Source organism: Pseudonocardia benzenivorans CB1190, from assembly GCF_000196675.2.
GTDB lineage: Bacteria > Actinomycetota > Actinomycetes > Mycobacteriales > Pseudonocardiaceae > Pseudonocardia > Pseudonocardia benzenivorans.
Window position 1 is genome coordinate 6,471,772 of record NC_015312.1, and the last position, 25,784, is coordinate 6,497,555.

26 protein-coding genes are annotated in these 25,784 nt (G+C 73.7%); 2 read left to right on the forward strand and 24 right to left on the reverse strand.

What is annotated here, in order from left to right:
- Window positions 1-46 precede the first annotated feature (46 nt).
- The 12 genes from lysS to ftsH all read right to left on the reverse strand — a co-directional run bounded on the left by lysS (window position 47) and on the right by ftsH (window position 11,749).
- Entirely contained in the window at window positions 47-1,549 is a 1,503-nt protein-coding gene (gene lysS, locus PSED_RS30690) for a lysine--tRNA ligase (protein WP_013678108.1), read from the reverse strand.
- A gap of 155 nt (window positions 1,550-1,704) precedes the next feature.
- Window positions 1,705-2,583 carry a type III pantothenate kinase gene (locus PSED_RS30695; protein WP_013678109.1) on the reverse strand — a complete coding sequence of 293 codons (879 nt, stop codon included), beginning with the start codon at window positions 2,581-2,583 and terminating at the stop codon, window positions 1,705-1,707.
- 5 nt (window positions 2,584-2,588) lie between these two features.
- Complete coding sequence (gene panD / locus PSED_RS30700) at window positions 2,589-3,014, reverse strand: aspartate 1-decarboxylase (protein ID WP_013678110.1); 426 nt, start codon at window positions 3,012-3,014, stop codon at window positions 2,589-2,591.
- A 13-nt stretch (window positions 3,015-3,027) separates the two neighbouring features.
- Window positions 3,028-3,909: a pantoate--beta-alanine ligase gene (panC, locus tag PSED_RS30705; RefSeq protein ID WP_013678111.1), complete on the reverse strand. Its 882-nt coding sequence runs from the start codon at window positions 3,907-3,909 to the stop codon at window positions 3,028-3,030.
- Window positions 3,906-4,799, reverse strand: coding sequence for a Rossmann-like and DUF2520 domain-containing protein (locus tag PSED_RS30710; RefSeq protein WP_013678112.1), 894 nt, complete (start codon window positions 4,797-4,799; stop codon window positions 3,906-3,908). Before PSED_RS30710 ends, panC begins: the two co-directional genes overlap by 4 nt.
- Window positions 4,800-4,997: 198 nt before the next feature.
- Window positions 4,998-6,371 carry a PrsW family intramembrane metalloprotease gene (locus PSED_RS30715; protein WP_013678113.1) on the reverse strand — a complete coding sequence of 458 codons (1,374 nt, stop codon included), beginning with the start codon at window positions 6,369-6,371 and terminating at the stop codon, window positions 4,998-5,000.
- A gap of 42 nt (window positions 6,372-6,413) precedes the next feature.
- Entirely contained in the window at window positions 6,414-6,893 is a 480-nt protein-coding gene (locus PSED_RS30720; RefSeq protein WP_013678114.1) for a DUF3180 domain-containing protein, read from the reverse strand.
- Window positions 6,890-7,414 carry a 2-amino-4-hydroxy-6-hydroxymethyldihydropteridine diphosphokinase gene (folK, locus tag PSED_RS30725; protein WP_013678115.1) on the reverse strand — a complete coding sequence of 175 codons (525 nt, stop codon included), beginning with the start codon at window positions 7,412-7,414 and terminating at the stop codon, window positions 6,890-6,892. Before folK ends, PSED_RS30720 begins: the two co-directional genes overlap by 4 nt.
- Window positions 7,411-7,809: a dihydroneopterin aldolase gene (gene folB, locus PSED_RS30730; RefSeq protein ID WP_013678116.1), complete on the reverse strand. Its 399-nt coding sequence runs from the start codon at window positions 7,807-7,809 to the stop codon at window positions 7,411-7,413. Before folB ends, folK begins: the two co-directional genes overlap by 4 nt.
- Window positions 7,806-8,669 carry a dihydropteroate synthase gene (gene folP / locus PSED_RS30735; RefSeq protein WP_013678117.1) on the reverse strand — a complete coding sequence of 288 codons (864 nt, stop codon included), beginning with the start codon at window positions 8,667-8,669 and terminating at the stop codon, window positions 7,806-7,808. Before folP ends, folB begins: the two co-directional genes overlap by 4 nt.
- Before the next feature lie 3 nt (window positions 8,670-8,672).
- On the reverse strand, window positions 8,673-9,290 hold the full coding sequence (gene folE / locus PSED_RS30740; protein WP_013678118.1) for a GTP cyclohydrolase I FolE: 618 nt from the start codon (window positions 9,288-9,290) through the stop codon (window positions 8,673-8,675).
- A 2-nt stretch (window positions 9,291-9,292) separates the two neighbouring features.
- The gene (gene ftsH, locus PSED_RS30745; protein ID WP_013678119.1) at window positions 9,293-11,749 is read right to left on the reverse strand and encodes an ATP-dependent zinc metalloprotease FtsH; all 2,457 of its coding nucleotides are present in this window, start codon (window positions 11,747-11,749) and stop codon (window positions 9,293-9,295) included.
- Window positions 11,750-12,107: 358 nt separating this feature from the next.
- Here ftsH and PSED_RS30750 point away from each other — a divergent pair, with 358 nt between their 5' ends.
- The gene (locus tag PSED_RS30750) at window positions 12,108-13,055 is read left to right on the forward strand and encodes a hypothetical protein (protein ID WP_013678120.1); all 948 of its coding nucleotides are present in this window, start codon (window positions 12,108-12,110) and stop codon (window positions 13,053-13,055) included.
- A gap of 24 nt (window positions 13,056-13,079) precedes the next feature.
- On the opposite strand, the gene hpt is transcribed toward PSED_RS30750, so the two are convergent.
- The 4 genes from hpt to dacB all read right to left on the reverse strand — a co-directional run bounded on the left by hpt (window position 13,080) and on the right by dacB (window position 17,307).
- On the reverse strand, window positions 13,080-13,640 hold the full coding sequence (hpt, locus tag PSED_RS30755; protein WP_013678121.1) for a hypoxanthine phosphoribosyltransferase: 561 nt from the start codon (window positions 13,638-13,640) through the stop codon (window positions 13,080-13,082).
- Window positions 13,641-13,716: 76 nt separating this feature from the next.
- The gene (gene tilS / locus PSED_RS30760; RefSeq protein WP_013678122.1) at window positions 13,717-14,703 is read right to left on the reverse strand and encodes a tRNA lysidine(34) synthetase TilS; all 987 of its coding nucleotides are present in this window, start codon (window positions 14,701-14,703) and stop codon (window positions 13,717-13,719) included.
- Window positions 14,704-14,713: 10 nt separating this feature from the next.
- Entirely contained in the window at window positions 14,714-15,775 is a 1,062-nt protein-coding gene (locus PSED_RS30765) for a zinc-dependent metalloprotease (protein ID WP_013678123.1), read from the reverse strand.
- A gap of 116 nt (window positions 15,776-15,891) precedes the next feature.
- Window positions 15,892-17,307, reverse strand: coding sequence for a D-alanyl-D-alanine carboxypeptidase/D-alanyl-D-alanine endopeptidase (dacB, locus tag PSED_RS30770; RefSeq protein WP_013678124.1), 1,416 nt, complete (start codon window positions 17,305-17,307; stop codon window positions 15,892-15,894).
- Between the two features lie 161 nt (window positions 17,308-17,468).
- On the opposite strand from dacB, the gene PSED_RS30775 reads away from it, so the two are divergent.
- On the forward strand, window positions 17,469-17,972 hold the full coding sequence (locus tag PSED_RS30775; RefSeq protein WP_013678125.1) for an inorganic diphosphatase: 504 nt from the start codon (window positions 17,469-17,471) through the stop codon (window positions 17,970-17,972).
- 113 nt (window positions 17,973-18,085) lie between these two features.
- Here the strand turns inward: PSED_RS30775 and PSED_RS30780 are convergent, their stop codons facing one another.
- From PSED_RS30780 to PSED_RS30815, 8 genes are read right to left on the reverse strand one after another with little or no spacing between them, the layout of a single operon-like run.
- The gene (locus PSED_RS30780) at window positions 18,086-18,928 is read right to left on the reverse strand and encodes a fumarylacetoacetate hydrolase family protein (protein WP_013678126.1); all 843 of its coding nucleotides are present in this window, start codon (window positions 18,926-18,928) and stop codon (window positions 18,086-18,088) included.
- The gene (locus PSED_RS30785; protein ID WP_013678127.1) at window positions 18,925-19,317 is read right to left on the reverse strand and encodes a RidA family protein; all 393 of its coding nucleotides are present in this window, start codon (window positions 19,315-19,317) and stop codon (window positions 18,925-18,927) included. The genes PSED_RS30780 and PSED_RS30785 overlap by 4 nt, the downstream gene beginning before the upstream one ends.
- Complete coding sequence (locus tag PSED_RS30790; RefSeq protein WP_013678128.1) at window positions 19,304-20,521, reverse strand: vWA domain-containing protein; 1,218 nt, start codon at window positions 20,519-20,521, stop codon at window positions 19,304-19,306. The genes PSED_RS30785 and PSED_RS30790 overlap by 14 nt, the downstream gene beginning before the upstream one ends.
- Window positions 20,518-21,438: an AAA family ATPase gene (locus PSED_RS30795; protein WP_013678129.1), complete on the reverse strand. Its 921-nt coding sequence runs from the start codon at window positions 21,436-21,438 to the stop codon at window positions 20,518-20,520. The genes PSED_RS30790 and PSED_RS30795 overlap by 4 nt, the downstream gene beginning before the upstream one ends.
- On the reverse strand, window positions 21,431-22,033 hold the full coding sequence (locus PSED_RS30800) for a (2Fe-2S)-binding protein (protein WP_013678130.1): 603 nt from the start codon (window positions 22,031-22,033) through the stop codon (window positions 21,431-21,433). Before PSED_RS30800 ends, PSED_RS30795 begins: the two co-directional genes overlap by 8 nt.
- The gene (locus PSED_RS30805; RefSeq protein ID WP_013678131.1) at window positions 22,033-22,869 is read right to left on the reverse strand and encodes an FAD binding domain-containing protein; all 837 of its coding nucleotides are present in this window, start codon (window positions 22,867-22,869) and stop codon (window positions 22,033-22,035) included. The genes PSED_RS30800 and PSED_RS30805 overlap by 1 nt, the downstream gene beginning before the upstream one ends.
- On the reverse strand, window positions 22,869-25,361 hold the full coding sequence (locus tag PSED_RS30810; RefSeq protein ID WP_013678132.1) for a xanthine dehydrogenase family protein molybdopterin-binding subunit: 2,493 nt from the start codon (window positions 25,359-25,361) through the stop codon (window positions 22,869-22,871). Before PSED_RS30810 ends, PSED_RS30805 begins: the two co-directional genes overlap by 1 nt.
- A 10-nt stretch (window positions 25,362-25,371) precedes the next feature.
- The gene (locus PSED_RS30815) at window positions 25,372-25,776 is read right to left on the reverse strand and encodes a hypothetical protein (protein ID WP_013678133.1); all 405 of its coding nucleotides are present in this window, start codon (window positions 25,774-25,776) and stop codon (window positions 25,372-25,374) included.
- Between the last annotated feature and the right edge of the window lie 8 nt (window positions 25,777-25,784).

The following is a 25,784-nucleotide window of genomic DNA, read 5'->3' on the forward strand; positions in this document are numbered from 1 at the left end:
GGTTCACCGAAGCGGGAAGGCCGAAAGTCCCACTCCGGCGGCCGCGTCACTCGGAACGGACGAGCGGGAACAGAATCGTCTCGCGAATGCCGAGGCCGGTGAGCGTCATCAGAAGACGGTCGACGCCCATCCCCATACCCCCCGTGGGCGGCATGCCGTACTCCATGGCCCGCAGGAAGTCCTCGTCCAGCTGCATCGCCTCGGGGTCGCCCGCCGCCGCCAGCAGCGACTGCCGGTAGAGGCGCTCCCGCTGTTCCACGGGATCGACGAGTTCGGAGTAGGCGGTGGCCAGCTCCGTTCCGAAAACGATGAGGTCCCAGGCCTCGGCGAGCCTCGGGTCGTCGCGGTGCTGCCGGGTGAGTGGCCGGACCTCGACCGGGTAGTCGCGCACGAACGTCGGTTCCACGAGCGTGTGCTCGACGAGCTTCTCGAACAGTTCCAGGACGATCTCGCCGGCCGACCAGGAATCCTTCAACTCGACGTCGTGTTCCGCGGCGATCTTACGCAGAGTTTCGGCAGAGGTGTCGATGGTCACCTCTCGACCGACCGCCTCGGCCACGGATGCGTGAAGCGTGACGCTGCGCCACGGGACCCCGAGATCGTGCTCGGAACCGTCGGCGCGCCGCACGACCGTCGAACCGAAGACGGCCCTGGCGCTTTCCAGGATCAGCTCACGCGTGAGTTCGGCCATGTCGTCGTAGGTGGCATAGGCCTGGTAGGCCTCCAGCATCGCGAACTCGGGCGAGTGCGTCGAGTCGATGCCCTCGTTACGGAAAACACGATTCAGCTCGAACACGCGCTCGATCCCGCCGACGACGGCCCGCTTCAAGTAGAGCTCCGGCGCGATCCGCAGGTAGAGATCCTGGCTCAGCGCATTCGAGCGGGTCACGAACGGACGGGCCGTCGCGCCGCCGTGCAGCACCTGCAGCATCGGCGTCTCGACCTCGATGTAGCCGCGCTCCTCGAAGACCCGCCGCAGCGTCCGCAGCACCGTCGAGCGGGCGCGCACCATCTCGCGGGCCCGTGGCCGCATGATGAGGTCGACGTAGCGCTGGCGCACCCGCGTCTCCTCCGAGAGCTCGCGGTGCGCGACGGGCAGCGGGCGGACGGCCTTGGCGAGCATCCGCCAGGTGTCGGCCGACACCGAGAGCTCGCCGCGGCGGGAGGTGATGACCTCCCCCTCGACGAGCACGAGGTCGCCGAGGTCGACCATCGCCTTCCACTGCGCCAGCGACTCCTCCCCGACGTCGGCCAGGCTGAGCATCGCCTGCAGCTCGGTGCCGTCGCCCTCGCGCAACGTCGCGAAGCAGAGCTTGCCGGTGTTGCGCTGGAAGACGACGCGCCCCGCGACGGCCACCTTGTCGCCGGTCGCGGTGTCGGGCTCGAGATCGGGATGCGCGTCGCGGACCTCACGCAACGTGTGCGTGCGGCCGACCTCGACCGGGTACGGGTCGATCCCCTGCTCGAGCAGCTCCGCCCGCTTCGCCCGGCGGACCCGGAGCTGCTCGGGAAGGTCGTCGTCGGCGGGTGTGGAGTGCTCGTCGGTCACGCCGAGCAAGCGTAGACATGTGTCCGACGCCCGCTGCCATCGGTGCTGGTCGCGTCCGGACGGATCGCCTGCCCCACCTCCCGCGCGCGGCGTGCGGCGCGTCCCGTTGGTTCGTCGCCGAACCGAACGCGGCACGGTCGGGCTGCGGCGCGGGCCTACCGCGAGGGCCGCCCGGAGGCCGGGCCCGCGGGCACCGGGTGTGCGGCGCCGACGGTCCCGACCGTGGTCCGGAGGTTGCGCAGGTAGGTCAGGCGCAGACCGAGCAGCGTCAGATCGGGGACGTACTCGGTGATGGTCCGCGAGACGCCGTCCATGAGCGGGGCGAGACCGCCCGTGGCGAGCACCGTCACCGGGCCGGCCTTCGGGCCCATCTCGGCGATGATCGCCTGCACCAGCCCGTCGACCTGTCCGGCCGACCCGAACAGCACACCGGACTGCAGGCACTCGACGGTGTTCTTCCCGATCACCGCGCGCGGGCGGACCAGCTCGACGGTCCGCAGCGCCGCGGCCCGCGTGGCCAGCGCCTCCATCGAGATCTCGATCCCGGGAGCGAGCGCGCCGCCGAGGAACTCCCCGCGCGCGGAGACGACGTCGATGTTCGTCGACGTCCCGAAGTCGACGACGACGCACGCCGTCCCGAAGATGCGGTGCGCCGCGAGCGTGTTGACGACGCGGTCGGCGCCGACCTCACGCGGGTTGTCGACGAGGAGCGGCACCCCGGTGCGCACCCCCGGGCCGACGACGACCGTCGGCATCCGCCCGCCGCGCCGCTCCAGCATCAGCCGCAGCTCGCGCAGCAGCGACGGCACCGTCGAGAGCGCGGCGACGCCCGAGACCGCCGCGGCCCGCTCGCCGAGCAGGCCGTTGATCGCCACCTCCAGCTCGTCGGCGGTCATCCGCGCGTCGGTGCGCATCCGCCAGTCACGGACGAGCGGCGGTCGCGGGTCGGGCTCGCTGCCGTCGTCGACGACCGGGGTGTCGTCGTAGAGACCGAGCGCGACCTGCGTGTTGCCGACGTCGATGCAGAGCAGCACCGGCGTCAGGCCGAGCGCATCCGGGTCACCGAGCCGGACACGAGGCCCGACCCGGCGGGGGCGTGCCCCGGGTCGTCGCCGATCTCGGCGACCCGGTTGCGGCCGTCGACGAACACGACGCGCGGGTCGTACGCGGCGAGCTCGGCGGCGTCGTACTGACCGTAGGAGATCAGGATGACCAGGTCGCCGGGGTGCACGAGATGCGCGGCGGCGCCGTTGATCCCGATGACGCCGGAGCCGCGCTCGCCGGGGATCACGTAGGTCTCCAGCCGGGCGCCGTTGGTGATGTCGACGATCGCGACCTGCTCGCCCTCGAGCAGGTCGGCGGCCTCCATCAGGTCGAGGTCGACGGTCACCGATCCGACGTAGTGCAGGTCGGCCTGCGTCACCGTGGCACGGTGGATCTTGGACTTCATCATCGTGCGGTACATGGTGGCCTCCGAGCTACAGCTGGACCGGGACGTTGTCGATCAGGCGGGTGGTGCCCAGACGGGCGGCGACGAGCAGCCGGGCACGGCCGGTCGCGGGCGTCGGGCCGAGCTCCGGGTCGCGCAGCTCCAGGTACTCGACGTCGAGTGCCGGCTCGGCGGCCAGCACGTCACGGGCCCGGGCGAGCACGGCGTCGGCGCCGCGTGCCGAGACCGCCGCGCCCTCGGTCAGGGCCTTCTGCAGCAACGGCGCGAGGGTGCGCTGCTCGTCGGACAGATAGGCGTTGCGCGACGACAGCGCCAACCCGTCGGGCTCCCGCACGGTCGGGACGCCGACGATCGAGAGCGGGAAGTTCAGGTCGCGGACCATCTTCTGCAGCAGCACGAGCTGCTGGTAGTCCTTCTCCCCGAAGATCGCGATCTCCGGCGCGACGATCTGGAACAGCTTGCCGACCACCGTCAGCACGCCCTCGAAGTGACCGGGGCGGATCGCGCCCTCGAGCTCGTCGGCGAGCGGGCCGGGCACGATGCGGGTCTGCGCACCCGGCGGGTACATGTCGTCGACCGACGGGACGAACGCGAGCTCGACGCCCTCCTCGCGCAGCACCTCGAGGTCGGCCTCCAGCGGCCGCGGATAGCGCGAAAGATCCTCGTTCGGCCCGAACTGCAGCGGGTTGACGAAGATCGACACCGCGGTCACGGTCGAGCCCGGGAGCAGCCGGGCGTGCCGGATCAGCTCGCGGTGCCCGTCGTGCAGGGCGCCCATCGTCGGGACCAGTGCGACGCGGCGGCCCGCGCCCCGCAGGGCCCGCGAGACGGCGTGCACCTCGGCGGGCACACGGTGGACGGTGAGTTCGCCCGCGCGGTAGCCGCCCGTGGTCCGGGCAACGCTGGTCATCGGTCCTCCCGCAGGGTGGTGAGCACGTCGTCGGCGGCCTGCTCGGCGAGCAGCCCCGCGGCGGTGGCGCGGTGCGCGGTGCGCGCGGCCAGCGTCCGGTAGGTGCGCGCGAGCTCGGGATCGGCGGCGTCGAGCTCGCGCAGGTGGGTGGCGACGGTGCCGACGTCCCCGCGCGCGACGGGCCCGGTCAGCGCACGGTCACCGTGGCGCAGCGCGTTGTCCAGCGCCGCCGAGAGCAGCGGCCCGATCAGCCGCTCGGCCGGCCGGATGCCGACCTTCTCGAGCAGGTCGGTGGCGTCGCGCACCAGGGTGACCAGGTGGTTCGCGCCATGGGCGAGCGCGGCGTGGTAGAGCGGCCGGGCGGCCTCGGGCACCCGCACGGGCTCGGCCGTCATCTCGACGACGAGCGCCTCGCCCACGTTCCAGGCCGCCTCGTCGTGTTCCGGGGCGGTGACACCGAAGCAGCACGACGTCAGCCGCTGCACGTCCTCGACGCGGCCGGTGAACGTCATGGCCGGGTGCAGGGCCAGCGGCAGGACGCCGTGCTCGACGGCCGGGTCCAGCACCGCCACGCCGTGCGCACCCGAGGTGTGCACGACGATCTGGCCCGGCCGGAAGCAACCCGCGGCGGCGAGACCGCGGACGAGGCCGGGCAGCACGTCGTCGGGGACGGCGAGCAGCGCGAGGTCGGAGCGGGAGACGACCTCGTCGGGCGGGAGCAGCGGGACGTCGGGCAGCAGTGTCTGCGCGCGGGCGACGGACGCCCGCGAGACGCCTGAGGTCGCGACGACGTGGTGTCCCGCGGCGGCCAGTGCGGCACCGACGACGGAACCCACCCGGCCCGCGGACACGACGCCCACGGCGAGCCGCGCAGGCCTGCCTGCACTCATCACGCACTCCTCGCTCGTTCCAGTCCCGGTCGCGGGTACCAGACGAGTTGTCGGCTACGGCTGACGACGTGCACAGGTTAGACGCGCCCCGGCCCCCGGATGACGCCCGCGTGAGCCGCTTCACGAGCGGCGTCGGCCACCCCCGTCGCGACGCCCCCGCGACCGGCAGGTGAACCGGTCCGCCTGGTCAGGGGTCGCTCACGGGCGGTGGCTCGGGGGCGGACCGCCGTGACCGGGCGGCGGGCCGTAGCCCGGGCGCGGGCCGTAGCCGGGGGGCGGCGGGCCGGGGCGGGGTCCGTAGCCGGGACCGGGGCCCTGGGCGGGCCACGGCGGCGGCGTCGGAGCCGGCGCCGGCCGGCCGCCCGGCGCGACCATGATCGTCGGCGGTTCCCAGCCCGGCGGGGGCGCCTGCTTCCAGGCCGCGGAGAGCGCGTCGGGCATGCCGAGCGCCTTGGCCCGGGCCTTCTTGAGCAGCAGCAGCATATCGTCGTTGCGCTGCTGGGCTCGCTGCTGGACCGCGCCGCGGGCGATCCGGGCCCGCATGAACGCCATCTCGGTGACGGCCGCCTGGTACTCGGCGACGGCCCGCGCCGCGGCGGGACCCGACCGGCTGCGCACCGCCCGCCGCCACCCGCGCCTGCCGGCCAGGCTGGCCAGCAGCTCGACCTCGCTCTGCGCGATCCAGCCCGCCGCCGCGAAGCCCGGCAGCTGGTCGGCGACCGTGCGCTGCTCACGGCGTCGTTGCCAGATGATGAGCACGATCGTCGCGACGAACACCGGCAGCATGATCGCGACGTAGACCGTGATGAACGTGCCGCTGCCGCCGAGGGTCGCCGAGCCGTTCCAGAGCGCGTGCAGCGCGACCGCGCACAGGTAGCCGCCGAGCACCCAGAGGACCCGGGTGCCGACCCGGCGCGAGCCAGCCGCGAGCCCCACGGCGATGCCGGTCATCGACGTGAACAGCGGGTGCGCGAACGGGGAGAACACCCCGCGCAGCACCAGCACCGTCAGCACGCTGCCGGTCTCGGTGCCCACACCCTCGGCGAAGGCGCGGCCCATGTAGAGGATGTTCTCGGTGAACGCGAACCCGGCCGCGACCAGCCCCGCGTACACGATGCCGTCGACGATGCCGTCGATCTCGCGGCGCATGAAGACCAGCAACCCGACGAGGAACAGGCCCTTCACGGCCTCCTCGACGAAGGGCGCGATGGCCACCGCACCCAGCACGTCGCCGGTGCCGCGGCCGAGCAGGTCGTCGGCCGCGAGCGCGGCGCTGCTGTTGATGAGCAGGGCCGACAGCGCGGCGAAGCCCGCGCCCCACAGGAACGCGAGCTGCAGCAGCCGCGGCGGCTCGGGCTCCCACCGGTCGACCCACAGGAACGCCGCGACGACCGGCCCGACCGGCAGCAGCGCGCAGATCGCGCCGACGAACACCGCCCCGACGCCGATCCGGGCGGCGACGACACCCACGACGACGAGCCCGCAGATCGCCAGCACGACGAGGCCGATGACCGGCGCGAGAACCACCCGGCGATGGCGTTGCCGGGTGGGGATGGCGACGGTCTGCGTCATGGCCCCCCAGCCTACGGGGCGATCACGAGGCGCCGCGGAGGGTCAGCGCCCGGCGCCCGGGCCGCGGCCGGCCTCCTCGTCGCGCGGGTCGTCGGGGGTGCGGCAGCAGCGTTCCAGCCACAGCCCGCCCGCGACGAGCACCAGCGCGCTGACCAGCCCGACCCCGGCCGCGCGGGCGTCGGACCCCGCGGCGACGACGTCGCCGACCATCGGCAGCACGTAGACCAGCAGGCCGGCCCACAGCCCGGCCACGACCGCCCCGCCCAGCGACGACGCCTTGGCCACGATCACCGCCCGGGCCGCGGCGAGCGCCTCCACCGGACGGGTTCCCGGCCGATGCTCGATCCGGGCGCGCAGCAGGTTGCCCGCGACGACCTCGACGATGCCGAGCACCGCCAGCGTGATCCCCGCCGTGAGCGGGAACGTCGGCAGCGCGGAGTAGGTGAACCGGACGAGAAGGTGCGCCACGACGGCCGCGACCAGCCCGGCGATCACCAGGTCGCGCGGGCGGGTCGGGGTCATCTCGCGTCGCTGCCCACGACGAGCGGCAGGTCGTCGCGACGGCGGACGTCGGCGATCTCGCCGGCCGGCAACGCGTCGAGGAGGGTGCGGACCGGACCGCGCCCGGCCAGCACCGCGCCCGGGTCGACGTCGAGCCAGGGGACGAGCACCGTGGCGCGCTCGGACGTGCCGGGATGCGGCAGCACCAGCTCGGGATCGTCGCTGATCACGTCGGCGCCGTCGGCGGTGACCGCGACGACGTCGACGTCGAGCGTGCGCGGGCCCCACCGCTGCTCACGGACCCGGTGCGCCGCCTGCTCCAACCGCTGCCCACGGCGCAGCCAGCCCCAGGCGTCGGTCCCCGGGTCGTCGACGACGATCACGGCGTTGAGGAAGTCGGGCTGCTCGATCCCGCCCCACGGCGCCGTCTCGTAGACCGGGGAGGCGGCGACGAGCACGTCGGCCATGTCGTCGACGACCGCGCGCAGGTGCGCGATCCGGTCGCCGAGGTTGGAGCCGAGGCTCAGCACGGCCCGGGTCATGCGGGCACGATCCGTCCGCGGTTGTCGTGGGCCTTCCGCGACCGCCGTGCCACGACCGCGACGTCGGCGAACTCCAGCGGGATGGGCGCCTGCGGCTTGTGGATCGTCACCTCCACGGCCTGCAGCCGCGCGTCGAAGTCCATGAGGTCGTCGGCGACCCGGGCGGAGACGGTCTCGATGAGGTCGCACGCCTCGCCGCCGACGATCGCCGCCGCGCGCTGGGCGAGCGCGCCGTAGTCGAGGGTGTCGGCCAGGTCGTCGGAAGCGGCCGCCGGTGCGAGGTCCACCCAGGCCGTGACGTCGACGACGAAGTCCTGCCCGTCGCGACGCTCGTGGTCGAACACCCCGTGGTTGCCGCGGACCCGCAGCCCCCGCAGCTCGATGCGGTCGGTCACCTGCTCGTCCTTCCTGCGCGATCGGGCGCCGCGCCGAGCCGCCACGCGCGCGCGACGGCGATCGCGTCGACCGACGACGCGACGTCGTGCACCCGGACCCCCCACACACCCGCCTGCGCCGCCAGCGCGGTGACGGCAGCGCCCGCGACCTCCCGGCCGGCAGGCGGCCGGACGCCGTCCGGTCCGCCGAGCAACGTGCCGAGGAACCGCTTGCGCGAGGCCCCGACCAGGACGGGGAAGCCCAGCTCGACGAACACGTCGAGCCGGTGCAGCAGCGCCCAGTTGTGGTCGCCGGTCTTGGCGAAGCCCAGGCCGGGGTCGAGCACGATGCAGGCCGGGTCGACCCCGGCGAGCACGGCCGCGTCGACCCGCGCGACGAGCTCGTCGCGGACCTCGGCGACGACGTCGTCGTAGCGCGCGAGATCGTCCATCCGGTCGCTGTGGCCGCGCCAGTGCATGAGGATCCACGGCACCCGGGCCTGCGCGACGACCGAGGCCATCCGCGCGTCGGCCATCCCGCCCGACACGTCGTTGACGACGTCGGCGCCCGCCTCCAGCGCCGCCTCGGCCACCTCGGCGCGGGTGGTGTCGATGCTGACCGGCACGCCGTGCCCGGCGAGCTCCCGGACGACCGGCACGACGCGGCGCCGCTCCTCGTCGACCGAGACGCGGTGCGCGCCCGGCCGCGTCGACTCGCCGCCGACGTCGACCATGTCCGCCCCCGCCTCGCGCAGCGCGATGCCGTGGGCGACGGCGGCATCGGGGTCGAGGAAGCGCCCGCCGTCGGAGAAGGAGTCCGGCGTGACGTTGAGGATGCCCAGGACCGCGCACCGTCCCGGCTGCGGCAGGTCCCCCGCCACGGGTCAGCCGCTCCGGATCAGCGACATCGCCTCGGCCCGCGACGTCGACGACGTCGAGAACAGGCCGCGCACCGCCGACGTCGTCGTGCGCGAGCCCGGTTTGCGCACGCCGCGCATCGCCATGCAGAGGTGCTCGGCGTCGATCACGACGATGACCCCGCGCGGCTCGAGCTTGCGCACGAGCGCGTCGGCCACCTGCCCGGTGAGCCGCTCCTGCACCTGCGGGCGGCGCGCGTAGTTCTCGACGACGCGGGCGATCTTCGACAGGCCCGTGACGCGACCGGTGACGTTGGGGATGTACCCCACGTGCGCGACGCCGTGGAACGGCACGAGGTGGTGCTCGCACGTCGAGAACATCGGGATGTCCTTGACGAGGATGAGCTCCTGGTGCTGCTCGTCGAACGTCCTGTCGAGCACGGCGTCGGCGTCGGTGTACAGCCCGGCGAAGATCTCCTCGTAGGCGCGCGCGACCCGGGCCGGGGTGTCGCGCAGGCCCTCCCGGTCGGGGTCCTCACCGATGGCGATGAGCAGCTCGCGCACCGCCGCCTCGGCGCGCGCGCGGTCGACGCCGCGGTGCCCGTTGACGGAGGAGGTCGGGGCGGCCGCGGAAGCGGAGCTCACGATCAGGCCCCCTGCCCGGGACGCTCGTCGGACCCGTCGCGCGGCGCCGTGCCGTTGCCGCCGCCCTCGGCGGGATGCCCGCCGGCCGCCTGGTGGTCCGGTCCGTGCCCGTTGCCGGTGACGGGCGTCCCGCCCGCGATAGGGCCCGTGGCGGGACCGGTGGCCGGCGCGTCGGGGCCGGGCTGCCACTCCGGGGGCGGCCAGCTCTGCCCGGCCGGGGTGGTGGCCGGACGCCAGTCCGGCGGCGCGCCGTAGTTGGGCGGCACCGCGTTCGGCTGCCCGGGGTTCGACTGCGACGACCGCGGCGGGTGGTGTCCCGCGACAGCCGCCTGACCGGGCCGCAGCGGCACCTGGTGCGTCGACCGGTCCTGCCAGCCCTGCTGGGCCTGCGGGAAGCCGCCGCCCGGGTAGGGCGGCTGGTTGCCGGGAGGACCGCCGTTCGGGCCCGGCGCGGGAACGCCGTTGCCGCCACCGGGGTACGAGCCGACCGGGGCCGGCTCCAGCGCGGGCCGGGTGTCGGGCGGCCAGGGCTCGCCACGCTCGCGGGCGCGCTCGGCAGGTGTCTGGATCGGCGGCTTGTCCGACGGCGTGCGGCCGCCGAAGTCGTTGAACGCCGTGATCCGCGGCCGCTTCTCGACCCGGTCGAAGATCCGCTCGAGGTCCTTGCGGGTGAGCGTCTCCTTCTCCAGGAGCTCGAAGACGAGGTCGTCGAGGACGTCGCGGTAGGTGTTGAGGATCTCCCACGCCTCGTTGTGCGCGGCCTCGATGAGCTTGCGCACCTCCTCGTCGATCTCGTGGGCGACCTCGAGCGAGTAGTCGGCCTGGTTGCCCATCGAGCGGCCGAGGAACGGGTCGCCCTGCTCGCGGCCGTACCGGACGGCGCCGAGCCGGGCGCTCATGCCGTACTCGGTGACCATCGCGCGGGCGATCTTGGTGGCCTGGTCGATGTCGGAGGACGCGCCCGTCGTCGGCTCGTGGAAGACGAGCTCCTCGGCGCTGCGCCCGCCCATTGCGAAGACCAGGCGACCGATCATCTCCGAGCGGGTCATGAGGCCCTTGTCGTCCTCGGGGACGACGAGCGCGTGCCCGCCGGTGCGCCCGCGCGGCAGGATCGTGAGCTTGTAGACCGGCTCCAGGTCGGGCATCGCCCACGCGGCGAGCGCGTGCCCGCCCTCGTGGTAGGCGGTGATCTTCTTCTCCTGCTCGGAGATGATCTTGCCCTTGCGCCGCGGGCCGCCGACGACGCGGTCGACCGACTCCTCGAGCGCGGCACCGTTGATCAGCGTGCCGTTCTCGCGCGCGGTGAGCAGCGCCGCCTCGTTGATGACGTTGGCCAGATCCGCGCCCGACATGCCCACGGTGCGCTTGGCCAGCCCGTCGAAGTCGACGTCGTTGGCGAACGGCTTGCCCTTCGAGTGCACGGCCAGGATCGCGCGGCGCCCCGCGAGGTCGGGCGCGCCGACGGGGATCTGCCGGTCGAAGCGGCCGGGCCGCAGCAGCGCCGGGTCGAGGATGTCGGGGCGGTTGGTCGCGGCGATCAGGATGATGCCGCCGCGCGCGTCGAACCCGTCCATCTCGACGAGCAGCTGGTTGAGCGTCTGCTCACGCTCGTCGTGCCCGCCGCCGAGGCCCGCGCCGCGCTGGCGGCCGACCGCGTCGATCTCGTCGACGAAGATGATGCAGGGGCTGTTCTGCTTGGCCTGCTCGAACAGGTCGCGCACCCGGGACGCGCCGACACCGACGAACATCTCGACGAAGTCGGAGCCCGAGATCGTGTAGAACGGCACGCCCGCCTCGCCCGCGACCGCGCGCGCCAGCAGTGTCTTGCCGGTGCCGGGCGGGCCGTAGAGCAGCACACCCTTGGGGATCTTCGCGCCCAGCGCCTGGTACCGGCCCGGGTTCTGCAGGAAGTCCTTGATCTCGTAGAGCTCTTCGACGGCCTCGTCGGCGCCCGCGACGTCACCGAAGGTGGTCTTCGGCATGTCCTTGTTGAGCTGCTTGGCCCGGGACTTGCCGAACGACATCACCCGGTTCCCGCCGCCCTGGGCGTTGTTCATCATCCAGAACAGGATGAGCAGCACCAGGCCCAGCGGGATCAGGTAGATCAGCATGGACATCAGGAACGAGTCCTGACGGACGATCGTGTTGTAGCTCGGGTTGTTGCCCGCCTGGCGCAGCGCGTCGAAGATCGCGCCCGACGACGCCGCGGGGTACTGGGTGATGATCTGCGTGGTCGAGGTGCCGGGCAGCGGGGTGGCCAGCGTGAGCCGGAGCCGCTGCTCCTTGTCCTCGATCACCGCGTCCTTCACGTTGCCGCTGGTGATCTGCGCGATCGCGGTGGACGTCGGCTCCTGCGTGTACCCGCGGGTGTCGTCGAACAGCGTGGAGAAGGCGAAGTAGACCAGGATCACGACGAGGACCCAGATCAACGGGTTGCGGAGCAGGCGCTTGCGATCCATGCAGCATCGGCCTCGCGGCCTTCACCCTCCCTGGACGATTTTCCCGGCGGCGTCCGACACTCGCCCCGAGCAGTCTGTCGGACTCGCACCGGCCCCGGATCAGCCAGGATAGCTGCCCGTCGGGCCGACCGCGGCACCGCTGCTCACCGGCATCGGTGCGCGTGCGGCAGCGCCCCGCGGACGGAGCACCACCGGTACGTGCCCGGGCAACGAACACCACCCCGCCGGTGTTCCCGCCGGCGGCCCCGGGAAGGATCGTCCGGCAAGGGGTATCCCGGGGCTGCCGACGGTCGTTGGGCAGCCGACGAGCACGACACGCGAGGGGGCGTCGACCCACCTCGTTCCGCGGGGGGAACGCATGCGTCGAGGGTCCGGGAACAAGCTGCGTGGGGCGGTCACGGCGGCGGTGCTCACCGCAGCGGCGACCGTGACGGCACTGGTGCTGCCCGCGACGGCCACGGCGCAACCCGCGCGCCCCGCGGCGGCCGTCGCCCCCGCGGCCCCGGCGGCCCCGGCCTGGGCGCCCGAGCAGAGCGCGGCCATCCACCCCGGCGTCCTCACCACGACGACGGGCGGCGGCCAGTGCACGTCGAACTTCGTGTTCACCGCGGGCGGACGCACCTACCTCGGGCAGGCCGCGCACTGCGGCGCCACCGGCAAGGCCACCGACACCGACGGGTGCACCTCGACGTTGCTGCCGCTGGGCACCGAGGTCGACATCACGGGCGCGACCCGCAAGGGCGTGCTGGCCTACAGCTCGTGGTCGGCCATGCAGGCACGCGGCGAGACCGACCGGGGTGCGTGCGAGGCCAACGACTTCGCGCTCGTCGCGATCGACCCGGCCGACGTCGCGTCGGTCAACCCGACGATGCCGTTCTTCGGCGGCCCGACCGGTGTCTCCTCGGCGGGGCTGCCCGAGGGCGCGCAGACGTTCACCTACGGCAACTCCCCGCTGCGCGGCGGCATCAGCGCGCTGAGCCCCAAGGGCGGCGTGAGCGCGGGCGACACCAACGGCGGCTGGGGCCACGAGGTCTACACGACGAGCCCCGGCGTCCCCGGTGACTCCGGGTCGGGCTACCTCGACGCGAACGGCGGCGCCGTCGCCGTGCTGTCGACGCTGAACCTCGCACCCCTGCCCGTCAGCAACGGGGTGGCCGACCTGGCCAGGGCGCTGGCCTACGCGAACGAGTACGGCGGGCTGGGCCCGATCGCGCTGGTGCCGGGGACGCGGGCGTTCACCCAGAGCCCGCCCGGCGTCCCCGCGACGGCCGTGGCGGTGCCGGCGGGCCCGCCGCTCGGCGGCTGAGCCGAGCCGGACGGGCGCCCACCGTCAGGCGTAGACCTCGGGTGCGAGCGTCCCGATGAACGGCAGGTCGCGGTAGCGCTCGCCGTAGTCGAGCCCGTAGCCCACGACGAACTCGTTGGGGATGTCGAACCCGACGTACTTGACCGGCACGTCGACCTTGACCGCGTCGGGCTTGCGCAGCAGCGTGCACACCTCGAGCGACGCCGGACGCCGTGACTCCAGGTTCTTGAGCAGCCACGACAGGGTCAGCCCGGAGTCGATGATGTCCTCGACGATGAGCACGTCGCGGCCGGCGATGTCGCGGTCGAGGTCCTTGAGGATGCGCACGACACCCGACGACGACGTCGACGAGCCGTACGAGCTGACGGCCATGAACTCCAGCTGCACCGGCAGCGGCATCGCCCGCGCGAAGTCGGTCATGAACATCACGGCGCCCTTGAGGACGCCGACCAGCAGGAGATCGGTCTCCCGCCCCCGCGGACGATCGGCGTAGTCCCGCCCCACGAGCTCGGCGAGCTCGGCGATCTTGTCGCGGATCTGCTGCTCGGTGACCAGGACGGACGCGATGTCGCCGTCGTCGTACACGGGGTGGGCCTCCTCGGTCCGGGCTCGTCGGCCCGACGTTCGTGCGGTCGTGTCCCCGGGACGTACCTCCGCGGGCTCAGCCCACCGGCGGTGGCTCGGCCCGATGCAGGGAGAGCCTGCCATCTCGGCGGACCAGGTCCAAACCGCCCGGGAGGGCGACGCCGCCCTGACCGCGCCAGCGTCCGACGAGATCGTCCACGGCGCGCAGGTGGAGGTCGGTGAGATCTCTCACACCGCTGGTCAGGAGCCATTCCCGGAGGGCTCGGCGGCGCACGGCCTGCGGTGCCGGGCTGAGTGTCGCGGCCCGCAGGCCCCCCTCGGGGAGCCGGGCCGCAGCCAGCAGCTCGCCGGCCAGTGCGTCGAGCACATCGCCGTCCTCGCGCAGCTGCGCGGCCGTGCGGACCAGCGCCTCCGCGACCCCGCCCGCGAGCACGTCCTCAAGCAGCGGCAGCACCTCCCGGCGCAGCCGCACGCGGGTGAAGCGGGGGTCGTCGTTGTGCGGGTCGTTCCACGCGGTCGCGCCCAGCTCCGCGCACGCAGCCCGGGTCGTCGCACGCCGGACGCCGAGCAGCGGCCGCGCCCACGGCGGGTCCCACGGCCGCATCCCGGCGATCGAGCGCGGCCCCGAACCGCGGCCGAGCCCGAGCAGGACGGTCTCGGCCTGGTCGTCGAGGGTGTGCCCGAGCAGCACCGGGCTGTCGGGAGCCGGGCGTGCGGCCAGCAGCGCGGCGTACCGGGCGCGCCGGGCCGCCGCCTCCAACCCGCCCGGTCCGCCGACGACGACCGGGTGCACCCCGGCCGGGACGCCCCGCGCGCCGAGATCGGCAGCCAGCGCGGCCGACCGGGCGGCGGAGCCCTCCTGCAGCCCGTGGTCGACGATCGCCGCCGTGACCCGTCCGGGCAGCTCGGCGGCGGCGGCCAGGGTCAGGGCGAGCGAGTCGGCACCCCCGGAGCAGCCGACGACGACGGGCGCCTCCCGCACCGGCGCGGGCAGCGCCACGAGCGCGCGCCGGACCGCGAGCCGCAGCGACGCCACGGCGCTCCCCGCCCGGGTCGTCGTCACCGCGCGCCGCTCAGCCCATCCGGCGCAGCCACGCCGCCGGCTCGGCCAGCTCGGCCCGCGTGGGCAACGTCTCGGGGGACTCCCACACCCGGTTGAACCCGTCCATCCCCACCGCCAGCACCACGTACGACGTGAACGCCGCCCCGACCGCGTACTGCTTCATCTTCGCCTCGACGCCCAGCAGCGCACGGAGCAGCCGGTCGAGCAGCCCGCCGCCGCGGCGCCGGACGGTGAACCGCTCACGGATCGTCGCGACGCTCGGCACCACCGACGGGCCGACCGCGTCCATCACGTGGTCGGCGTGGCCCTCCAGCAACGTCGTCAGCGCGAGCAGGCCGTCGAGCACCTCGCGCTGCTCCGGGCCCTGCAGCAGCTCGACGACGGCCAGCGCGTCGCCCTTCGTCTCCCGCATGCGCCTCGCGACCTCCGGCAGCCGCGACAGGACGTCGCTGCCGTCGGTGTCGGCCAACGAGAGGAACTTGCCGACCTGTCCCGCGAAGTGGTCGCGCAGCCACGGGACGGCGGTGAACTGCAGCCTGTGCGTTGCCTCGTGCAGGCAGACCCACAGGCCGAACTCGGCGGCCGGGACGTCGAGCGACTGCCGGGCCGCGTGCACGTTCGGCGCGACCAGCAGCAGCCGGCCCGCGCCGTCGGGGCCGCCGAAGGGGTCGTACTGGCCGAGCACCCGCCCGCCCAGGTACGCGAGCACCGACCCGACCTGCAGACCGGCCGTCGTCCCGGTGACGGCACGGGCGACCCGGGCCGTGCGGGGCAGCGACGCGCCCGCGGTCAGCGCGGCCATGCCGTCGACGGCCGCCGCGGCCCATGCCGGCCGGTCGACGACGTCGGCGGGCAGCAGCGGAAGGCCCGCGCCCAACCCGGTGACCTGGCGGACGTGCCCCTCGGCGACGGCCGCGTCGGACCGCAGCCGGACGACCAGCTCGCGGGCCTCGGCGCGGGACGCCTGCGGGCCCGGGCCCATCAGTCGGCCGGCGGTGCGCTTGGCCAGGTCCCAGTTGACGGGCAGGCCGGACGGGGCGGGCACAGGGGTCTGGGTCGGAGCGGACGGCACCTACCCGAGGCTACGCACCCGGGGTGGTCCGACCGCACCCCGAACGGCACTCCATCTGCCTCGTGGGCCGGCGTCCTGCCTCGTGGGTCGGCGTAGTCGGCTCGGGGGCCGGGCCGTCAGCGGCAGCCGCAGCGGCTCAACTCCGCCGCGATCGCGTCGAGGCGGGGCCGGACGTCGGCGGGGCTGGGGCCGTTGGACATGAACGCGAACACCAGCAGCCTGCCGTCGGCGTCGGTGACGACGCCCGCGAGGCTGCTCACACCCGTCAGCGTGCCCGTCTTCGCGCGCACCACGCCGCGCCCGGCCGCGGACGTCCCGGTGCCGAAGCGGTCCTCCAGCGTCCCGTCGCCGCCCGCGACGGGCAGGCCGGCGAGGATCGGCCGCAGGAAGTCGGTGTCGTCGGGACCCTGCGGCGGCGCGGCGGCGGCCGCGAGGATGCCGGTGAGCAGTCGCGGCGGGATGCGGTCGACCGTCGAGAGCCCGCTGCCGTCGACCAGCACCGCGCCCGACGGGTCGATCCGGGCCTGGCTCAATGCGGCCAGCACCTGCGCCGCGCCGCCGGTGAACGACGGCTCCCCGCCACGGGCGATCGCGACCTCGCGCGCGAGGATCTCGGCCGTCACGTTGTCGGACGCCTCGAGCATGTACTCGATCAGGTCGGAGATCGACGCGGACGACACCGTGCCCAGCACCTGCGCGTTCGGCGGCGCGGTGCCCGAGCTGACCACCGACGGGTCGAGCCCCAGCTCCTTCGCGAACGCCTGGCCCGCCGCACCGGCCGGGTCGGCGACGCGGGCACCGTCCTGCGCGGTGGGGTCGATGCGCCCGCCGTCGAGCATCAGCGGCTCGATGGGCGTGATGTCGCCGCCCGCGATGTCGGCCCGGTCCCACCCCTGCGCGAACGTCGGCCCCGTGTAGCGGCTGGTGTCGACGATCACGGAGGTGATCTTCTGGTTCCCCATCGACTTCTCGACCGCGGCGGCGAGATCGGCCAGCCGCGGGGCATCGGGGTAGACGGAGTCCTTGCCGGGGGGCAGGTCGGTCAGCGAGGGGTCACCGCCGCCGACGATCACGACCGAGCCGGGCGTCGGGCCCTGGACGACCTTCGTGTAGAGGTGATCGGTCCCCGCGAGCGTCAGCAGCGCGGCGGCGGAGGTGAGCAGCTTGGCCGTCGATCCCGGGGCCAGCGGCTGGTCGACGGCGCGCTGCCACAGCTGCGACCCCGTCGAGGGGTCGACGACGGCACCGCCGAACGTCCCGAGCGCGCTGGTCCCGGTGACGGGCTGGAGCGCGGCGGTCAGGCCGGCGGCCGTCGGCAGCGGCGCGTCGGCCGGGAGCGGCCCCAGCGCGGGCACCGGGACCGGGATCGCCGGGGCGTCCGCGGCCGACGAGCCGAGCAGCTGGGGAGCCGACAGCGCGACCGCCGAACCGATCGCCGCGGCCGTCACGAGAACAGTGAGCACCGCGACGCCGCGGCGCAGCCCACGACCCGGGACTCGGAACGTGTCGCCGATCCGACGTCCGAAACCCACCCGTTCCTCCTGCCTGCGACCTCTCTCACGGGGGTGACCCGCACCCCCGGAGGGCCCACACCGTCGGGCGGTCCCCCACACTAGAGGTAGGCGCCGGGGCCGGTCGCCCGACCGGCGTCGGCTCCCGACAGCCGCCACCGACCCATCAGGAGCAACGAACCGTGGACTTCGACGTCACCATCGAGATCCCCAAGGGCGGCCGGAACAAGTACGAGGTGGACCACGAGACGGGACGCATCCGCCTCGACCGGACGCTCTTCACCGCGACCCAGTACCCGGCCGACTACGGATTCATCGAGGACACCCTCGGGGAGGACGGCGACCCCCTCGACGCGCTGGTCCTCGTCCAGGAGCCGACGTTCCCGGGCTGCCTGATCCGCTCGCGCGCCATCGGCATGTTCCGGATGAAGGACGAGAAGGGCGGCGACGACAAGGTCCTCTGCGTCCCGGCCGACGACCCGCGCCAGGAGCACCTGCGCGACATCCACCACCTGCCCGAGTTCGACCGGGCGGAGATCCAGCACTTCTTCGAGATCTACAAGACGCTGGAGCCGGGCAAGAGCGTCGAGGGCGCGACGTGGGTCGGCCGCGCCGACGCCGAGTCCGAGATCCTCGCCTCCCGCAAGCGCGCCCACGAGGCCGCCGCGGAGCACGAGGACCACTAGCGTCCGTTCGCACGTCCCCCGGTGGCGGCCGCGTCAGCGTCGCCCGGCGGCACCGGGTGGGCCCTCTGCGGCCCGGATCCTCTCCTCGGCCCTCGACGGCCGGACTCGCCGTGTCAGCGGACGTTCTGTCGCTGACGACCGAGACCGTCGATCTCCATCTCGACGACGTCCCCGCGGCGCAGATGCGGAAAGCGACCCGAGAGGGCAACGCCCTCGGGCGTCCCGGTCAGTACGAGGTCACCCGGCTCGAGCACCAGCCGGTGGGACAGCACCCGGACGAGAGCTGCCACCGGGAAGACCATGTCCTTCGTCGACGAGTCCTGGCGTGGCTCGCCGTTCACCCAGGATCGCAACCGCAGCGCCTGCGGCTCGACCTCCGCGGCCGGTACGAGGTCGGGACCGAGCGGACAGAACGTCGGGAACGTCTTGCCCGTCGACCACTGGCCCCCTGAGAGATCGAACTGGTACTCGCGCTCCGAGACGTCGTTCGCGACGACGTACCCGGCGACGTGGGAGAGCGCGTCCTCGTCGGTGACACAGTTCGCGGCCCGTGACCCGATGACGACGGCCAGCTCGACCTCCCAGTCGCCACGAGTCGAGCCCGCCGGCAGCACGACGTCGTCGTCGGGTCCGACGAGGGTGTTGGGGTGCTTGAGGAACAGGATCGGCTGCTCGGGGACCGGGCTGCCGGACTCGGCCGCGTGAGCGGCGTAGTTCTGCCCGATGCACAGGATCGCCTGCGGTCGCGCGACCGGCGGGCCGATCCGCAGACCGGCGGGATCGACGACGGGGAGCCGACCCGCACGAGCCTCCTCCGCTGCCCGGGTGAGGCCGTCCGCGGCGAGGAAGGCGCCGTCGATGTCGGCGGTCAGCGGCGTGAGGTCGAAGACGGTGCCGTCGATCTCGACGACCGGACGTTCGGAACCTGCCGGGCCCAGCCGGCGGAACGCCGTCACGACGGGATCCCGACGACGGCCTCGATCTCGACGAGCAGCTCGGGCAGGACCAGCGCGGACACCTGCACCAGCGTCGACGCCGGCTTCGCGGCGCCGAAGAACTCCTTGCGAACCTCGTTGACGGCCTGGCGGTCGTCGATGTCCGTCAGGTAGACGGTGACCTTCAGTACGTCGGCGAACGACGCCCCGACCAGGCCGAACGTCCTGCCCAGCAGCTCGTGGACGTACCGGGCCTGTGCCGTGACGTCCCCCTTGCCGACGACCTCGCCGTCGGGTGTGAGGGCGACCATCCCCGAGACGTGGAGCAGGTCACCGAAGCGGACGGCGTCGGTGTAGTGCGAGACGGCGGGCGGCCCGCCGGGGACGACGAGCTCCTCACGAACGGTCATGGGCTCCTCCGGGGTTGCGATGGTGTCGTTCGAGGTGGTCGGCGACGCCGCGCAGGGCGGCGGTGCCGGAGAGGTCGAGGTGGTCGTCGACGTGGGGCAGCGCGGCGCGCAGCCCGCGGACCTGGGGATCGAAGCCGGTGGCGGCGGCGTGCGGGTCACACCAGACGACCCGCCCGACGCGCTCGCGCAGCCGGCGCAGCTGGGCGGCGAGGAGGTCGGGCTCACCGACGTCCCAACCGTCGGACAGCACGAACGCGACCGTCCGCGGGGTGAGCCCCGGCTCGACGGCGTCGACGAACTCCCGCAGGCAGTGGCCGATCCGGGTGCCGCCGGACAGCGCGCCCGCCCGGGCGGCGAGCCTGCGGACGGCGACCTGTCGCGGGTGGCGCCGCAGCTCGGCGCCGACCAGGGTGAGCTCGACGTGGAAGACGCCGGCCTCGACGAGCCGCGCGTGCCGCGCGAGCGCGTGTGTGACGGCGAGGAACAGGCCGGTGACACCGGCCATCGACGAGCTGACGTCGCACAGCACGGCGACCTCGGCTCGGGCGGGCCGCGGCCGGGTGTGCAGCAGCTCGACGAGCTCGCCGGAGCGCAGCCCGTGGCGAAGGCTGGCGCGCAGGTCGAGCAGGTCCCCCGCCGGCGCGGTGCGGCGTCGCCGGCCGGGTGCGCGGGCGAGGGCCCGCACCATGCGGCGGACCTCCGTGTCGACGTCGTCGTCGTCCACCGCGGTGACCGGCATCGGTTCCCCACGTCGCAGGCTCGCGGTCGGTCGGGGCACCCGGCGGTCCCCCTGCCGGCCCGCGTCCCCGCCGCTGTCCCCGTCCTCGGCGGCGCCGCCCTCGGCGGGCGAGGTGGACGTGTCCCCCGCCACGGGGTCCGCGGCGGTGACGGCGACGTCGGCACGGCTCCAGAAGACCGGGAAGACCAGGTCGAAGAGCCGGGTCGACGGCCGATCGGAGACCAGCGTGGCCCGCATCGCCGCCTGCACGTCCTCCCGGCGGTCCAGGGCGACCTCACCGAGCGCGCGGACGGCCCGGGCGGGCGCCCCGCCGGGGACGGCGGCGCCACAGGAACGCAGCAGCTCTGCGAAGATCACGATGTCGTCGGCGAGCCGACCGGTGCGCCGGCGGCGGGCGTCGCGGGCGCGCGCGACGCTGTGCCGCGCTCCGCCGCGCCCTCCCGGTCGCGACGCCTCGCCGCTCACCCGCCGCCCACCGCGCGCAGCAGGCGCGCGCCGTCGCCTGCACGGAACCGCGCGAGGTCCGCTGCGTCCTTGACGAGGCAGCCGGCCGTGCCGTGGACGGTGTCGGCGTCGAGGGAACCGTCGAGCGCGGTCAGCGCCCGGACCCAGTCGACGGTCTCGGACACCCCGGGCGTCTTGCGGTAGCCGCTCGCCCGGACCTGCGCGACCAGCGCGCACGCGCGCCGGACCAGTTCCTCGGACGCCCCGGGGACGAGGGCCTCCACGATCCGCACCTCGCGGTCGGTCGTGGGGTAGGGCAGCCAGTGGTAGAGGCAGCGCCGGCGCAGCGCGTCGGACAGGGCGCGGGTGCGGTTGGCGGTGAGCACGACGCGCGGCCTGCGCGTCGCGACGATCGTGCCGAGCTCGGGGACGGTCACCTGGAACTGTCCGAGCACCTCCAGCAGCAGGGCCTCGAACTCCTGGTCGGCCCGGTCGACCTCGTCGACGAGCAGGACGACGGGTCGGTCGTCCTGCGGGTCGATCGCCTCCAGCAGAGGCCGGCGCAGCAGGAAGTCCGGGGAGAACACCTCCGCGCGCAGCTCCTCCCCGACCGGCCCACGCGCCTCGGCCATGCGGATGGCCAGCAGCTGGCGGGCGTAGTCCCACTCGTAGAGGGCGTGGTGGGCGGCGAGGCCCTCGTAGCACTGCAGCCGCACCAGCCGCGCGCCCGTCGCGGCCGCGAGCGCCTCGGCGACAGCCGTCTTCCCGACGCCCGGCTCGCCCTCGAGGAGCACCGGGAGCTCCAGGACCTCCGCGAGGTGCAGGACGAGCGCGAGCTCACGGTCCGCGACGTACCCGGTGCCCCCGAGCGCCGCGACGAGGGAGGCGACGGCGTCGGCGGGAGCGGTGTCGTCAGCGCCGCCGGCGGGCTCAGCCACCGTCGGCAGCGGCCGTCGCTCCGTGCGCGGCACCCTCCGGCGCCGGGTCCCCGCGCAGCTCGGCGGCCGCCTCCATCGCGGCGTCGACGATGTGCTGATAGCCGGTGCAGCGGCAGAGGTTGCCGGCGATCGCCCGGCGGACGTCGTCGCGGGTCGGCTCCGGGTTCTCCTCCAGGTAGTCCTTGAGGACCATGACCATCCCCGGGGTGCAGAACCCGCACTGCACCGCGTGGCACCGATGGAACGCCGCCTGCACCGGGTGCAGGTCGTCGGGCGTCCCGCGGACGGCCTCGAGCGGCCGGTACATCCCCGCGAGGCTCTGCGTCGTGATGTGGTCGACGGGGGCGAGCCGCTGTGGGGCGAGACCCTCGATCGTCGTGACCTCGGCGCCGTCGACCTGGACGGCGAGGACGTTGCAGGACTTGACGACATCACCGTCGACCTCGATCACGCAGCATCCGCAGCGCGCCTCCAGGCAGCCGTTGTGGGTCCCGGTCAGACCGGCCACGTCGCGGACGAACTCGAGCAACAGCGTTCGCTCGTCGATCTCGGCGCTGACCTCGCGGCCGTTGACGGTGAGGCAGACCTTCTGCATCAGGCACTTCCCTGCTGGGTGCGGGCACGGTCGACGGTGCGGCGGACCAGGGTGCGGACCAGCTCGCGGCGGTAGCGCGTGGGTTCGTCCGTCGCGTCGGGGAGGACGGACGCGGCCGCGACCTCCCCGGCGTGCGCGCCGGTGGCCCCGGCGTCGACGGCGAGGACGACGGGGGTGGCGGTCGCCCCCGCGACGGTGACCCGGACCGCCGCCGGCGTTGCGCCGGAGCCGCGGCGGAGGGCACAGGTCGCCGAGACGATCGCGGCGTCGAACACGCGGTGGCGGAACTTCTCGAAGACCACGGCGTCCCACGTCGCCGGCGGCGGCAGCACGACTGCGGTGAGGATCTCGTCCTGGCCGATGGCGGTGAGCCCGTTGCCGAGCAGGAACTCCCCCGCCGGGAGGGTCCGGTCGCCCCCGGCCCCGCTGATCCGCAGGACCGCGTCGACCCCGACGGCGAACGCGGGCACGTCGAAGCGGGGGTCGGCGGCGCACAGCGCGCCGCCGATGGTCCCCCGGTTGCGGACGGGACGGTCGGCGAGGTCGCCCGCGACGTCGGAGAGCACGCCGTGCCAGCCGCGCAGCGCGGCTCGGGTCAGCGCGGCGTAGGTCGTGGCCGCGCCGACGACGAGCGCGCCGTCCGGCTCGGTCGTGACCCCGGCGAGCCCGGTGATGCCGCCCAGCGAGACCAGGTGCGACGGCCCGACGGTGCGCTCCTTCATCGCCAGCAGCAGGCTCTGGCCGCCCGCGATCACACGCGCTCCGCTGCCGTGCTCGCGCAGCAGGGCGACGGCCTCCTCCGTGGTGTCGGGGGCGAGCCAGGTGAACGGCCGCATCAGTCGTCGTCCTCCCAGTCGAAGTCGAAGTCCAGGTCGGCGCCCGCCGAGACCGGCGACGGCCAGTCGGCGTGACGGCGGGGCCCGGTGAAGTCGGGCATGTCGTCGGGGTAGCGCAGCGTTTCGACGCCCTGGCGCTCCTTCTCCCGCAACGCGACGAGCATGCGCTGCGGTGTGATCGGCAGGACGGTGAACCGAACCCCGGTGGCGTCGAAGACGGCGTTGCCGATCGCGGCGGGGACGGGACCGGTTCCTGACTCGCCCGCGCCCTTCTGCCCGCCCGGGATCATCGTCGAGGGCGCGGGGATCTCCGCCGTCTTGGTCAGCTCGGGGACGTCGGGCGCGGTCACCGCCAGGTAGTCCTTGAACGAGGCGTTCAGCTGGCGGCCCTGCGCGTCGTAGACGTAGTCCTCCGACAGCGCCATCCCCAGCCCCATGGCGAAGCCGCCGTGGTGCTGGCCCTCGACGACGAGCGGGTTGATCACCGTTCCGGTGTCGTGGACCATCGCGTAGTCGACGACGGTGACGCGGCCGGTGTCAGGGTCGACACGGACGTGCGCGGCGTGGGCCGCTCCGGAGTAGGTGACGCTGAGGTTGCCGGACCCGTCGCTGCCCTCACGCTCCGTCGGGGTGTCGTAGGTCGCGACGGTCTCCAACGTCGGCTCGAAGCCGGGCGGGAGCTGGTGGGTGCGGTATGCGGCCGTCGCCGCGATGATCTCCAGGTAGATGCCGCTGTCGGGCAGGCCCTTGACGAAGACGCGGTCGTGGCCGGTGTCGAGGTCCTCGGGCCCGACCTCCAGGACGTGCGCCGCGATCGCGAGGATCTTGTCCCGCAACCGCTCGGTGGCGAGCCGGCAGGCCGTGCCCAGCACCGCCGCCCCGCGCGATGCGTAGGTGCCCAGCCCGAACGGGGCCGTCATGCTGTCCGGCGGGGCGAGGCTGACCTTCTCGATACCGACGCCGATCCCGTCCGCGACGATCTGCGCCAGCATGGTCGCGTGGCTCTGCCCGTGGCTGACGTCGCTGGAGTAGATCGTGACGGTGCCGTCGGTCTCGAGGCGAAGCCGCACGGCGGAGAGGTCGGTGTCCAGGGACGGGTGCCGGCAGCTGGTGTACTTCATCGACACCGCCAGGCCCTTGCCCTCGTACGGCGCACGGGGAGCCGACCAGTCGACGGCCTCGGCGCTCGCCTGCAGGCACTGCTTGATCGAGGTCGAGTCGATCACGTGTCCCATCGGCGTCCGGAAGGGGAACTCGTCGGGGTCGATCACGTTGCGCTCGCGCACGGCGAGCGGATCGAGGCCCAGCTCGCGGGCGGCCATGTCGACGAGCTGCTCCTTGGCCCAGATCGCCTGCGGGATCCCGAAGCCGCGCAGCGGGCCCCCCGGTGCGGTCGTGGTGTGCACGATGTCGGAGTCGACGTGGATGTTCGGGATGGGGTACGGCAGCATGCCGACGTTCGTGCCGATGTGCACGACCTGGTTGCCCCACACCGACATCGCCCCGGTGTTGTGCACGACGTAGTCCCGGTAGCCGGTGATCTCGCCGTCGGCGGCCATGGCCAGCTCGGCGTAGCGGACCTGGGCGTTACGGGTGGTGCCGGACCGGAAGATCTCGCCGCGGGAGAGCACGAGCTTGACCGGGCGGCCCAGGCGCATGGAGAAGAGCGACGCGATCACCTCGTGCCCGAAGATCTGCGCCTTCGACCCGAACCCCGCGCCGACATCGGGCACCACGACCCGGACCTTCGTCCGCGGGATCTGCAGGACGTCGGCGAGCACGTCCCGGACCATGTAGATCGACTGGGTGGACGAGTACAGCGTGAGCACGCCGGTGAAGGAGTCGTAGTCGGCCACGCACCCGTGCGGGTCGAGGGCCGCACCGGCCTGCTTGTTGGTGGCGAACCGCTGCCGGACGACGACGGCCGCCCCGGCCTCGGCGGCGCCGAAGTCGCCGATGCGCACCTTGTAGCGGTCGAAGACGTTTCCCTCGCCGAACTCGTAGACGATCTGCTCCTGGACGAGCGGCGCGTCCGGCGCCAGCGCCTCCTCCGGGTCGACGACCGCCGGCAGCTCGTCCAGGTCCACGCGCACGGCCTCGCAGCCGTCCCACGCCTGGTACTTCGTCTCGGCGACGACCGCGGCGAGCTCCTGGCCCTGGTAGAGGACCTTGTCCGTGGCGAACGGGAAGTGGTCGCCGACCAGGAGGTCCTGCATGAGGTCGCCCCACGGCTTGACCTTGCCGACGAGCTCGGCGCCGGCCAGGGCGTCGAGGACGCCGGGGACCTCCAGCGCCGGCGCGGTGTCGATCGAGCGGACCCGGGCATGGGCCACCTCGCTGCGGAGGATCCGCGCGTGCACCATCCCGGGCAGCCGCAGGTCGTCGACGAACCGCGCGGTGCCCGTGAGCAGAGCCAGGTCCTCCTTGCGCGGGACGGACGTCCCGACCAGCCGCGGCGCCACGCCCGTGGGACGGGCCTGTGTCTCGGTCACGTCCTCCTCCTCACCACGTCAGGAAGGAGATCGCGGCGAGCAGGCGCCGTCGCTCGACCTCGTTGCCCCGGATCTTGATCCGCCCGGAGATGGACTCGATGGCCGACGTCGTCTCGTCGTAGTAGATGCGCTGCATGGTGTCCGCGAGCATCACGGTGAGGATGCGCGGCCGCTCAGGGAGCCCGACACTGACTTTCTGGACGACGCCGTCGTCGATCAGGACCGTGAAGTCCTGCTTGAGGTCCGGCATCCGCACCACGAGCGGCCAGTTCCGCCACGACGAGACGGCCGCGACCGTGTCGGGGTTGGCGTTCCACTTCTTCGCGTAGTACTCGTCGAGCACGTCCCTCATGTACTCCGCCGTGATCTTCTCCGGCCGCGGGAGGTACTGCGTGCCTGTGGTGTCCTCGCTCATCGTCATCT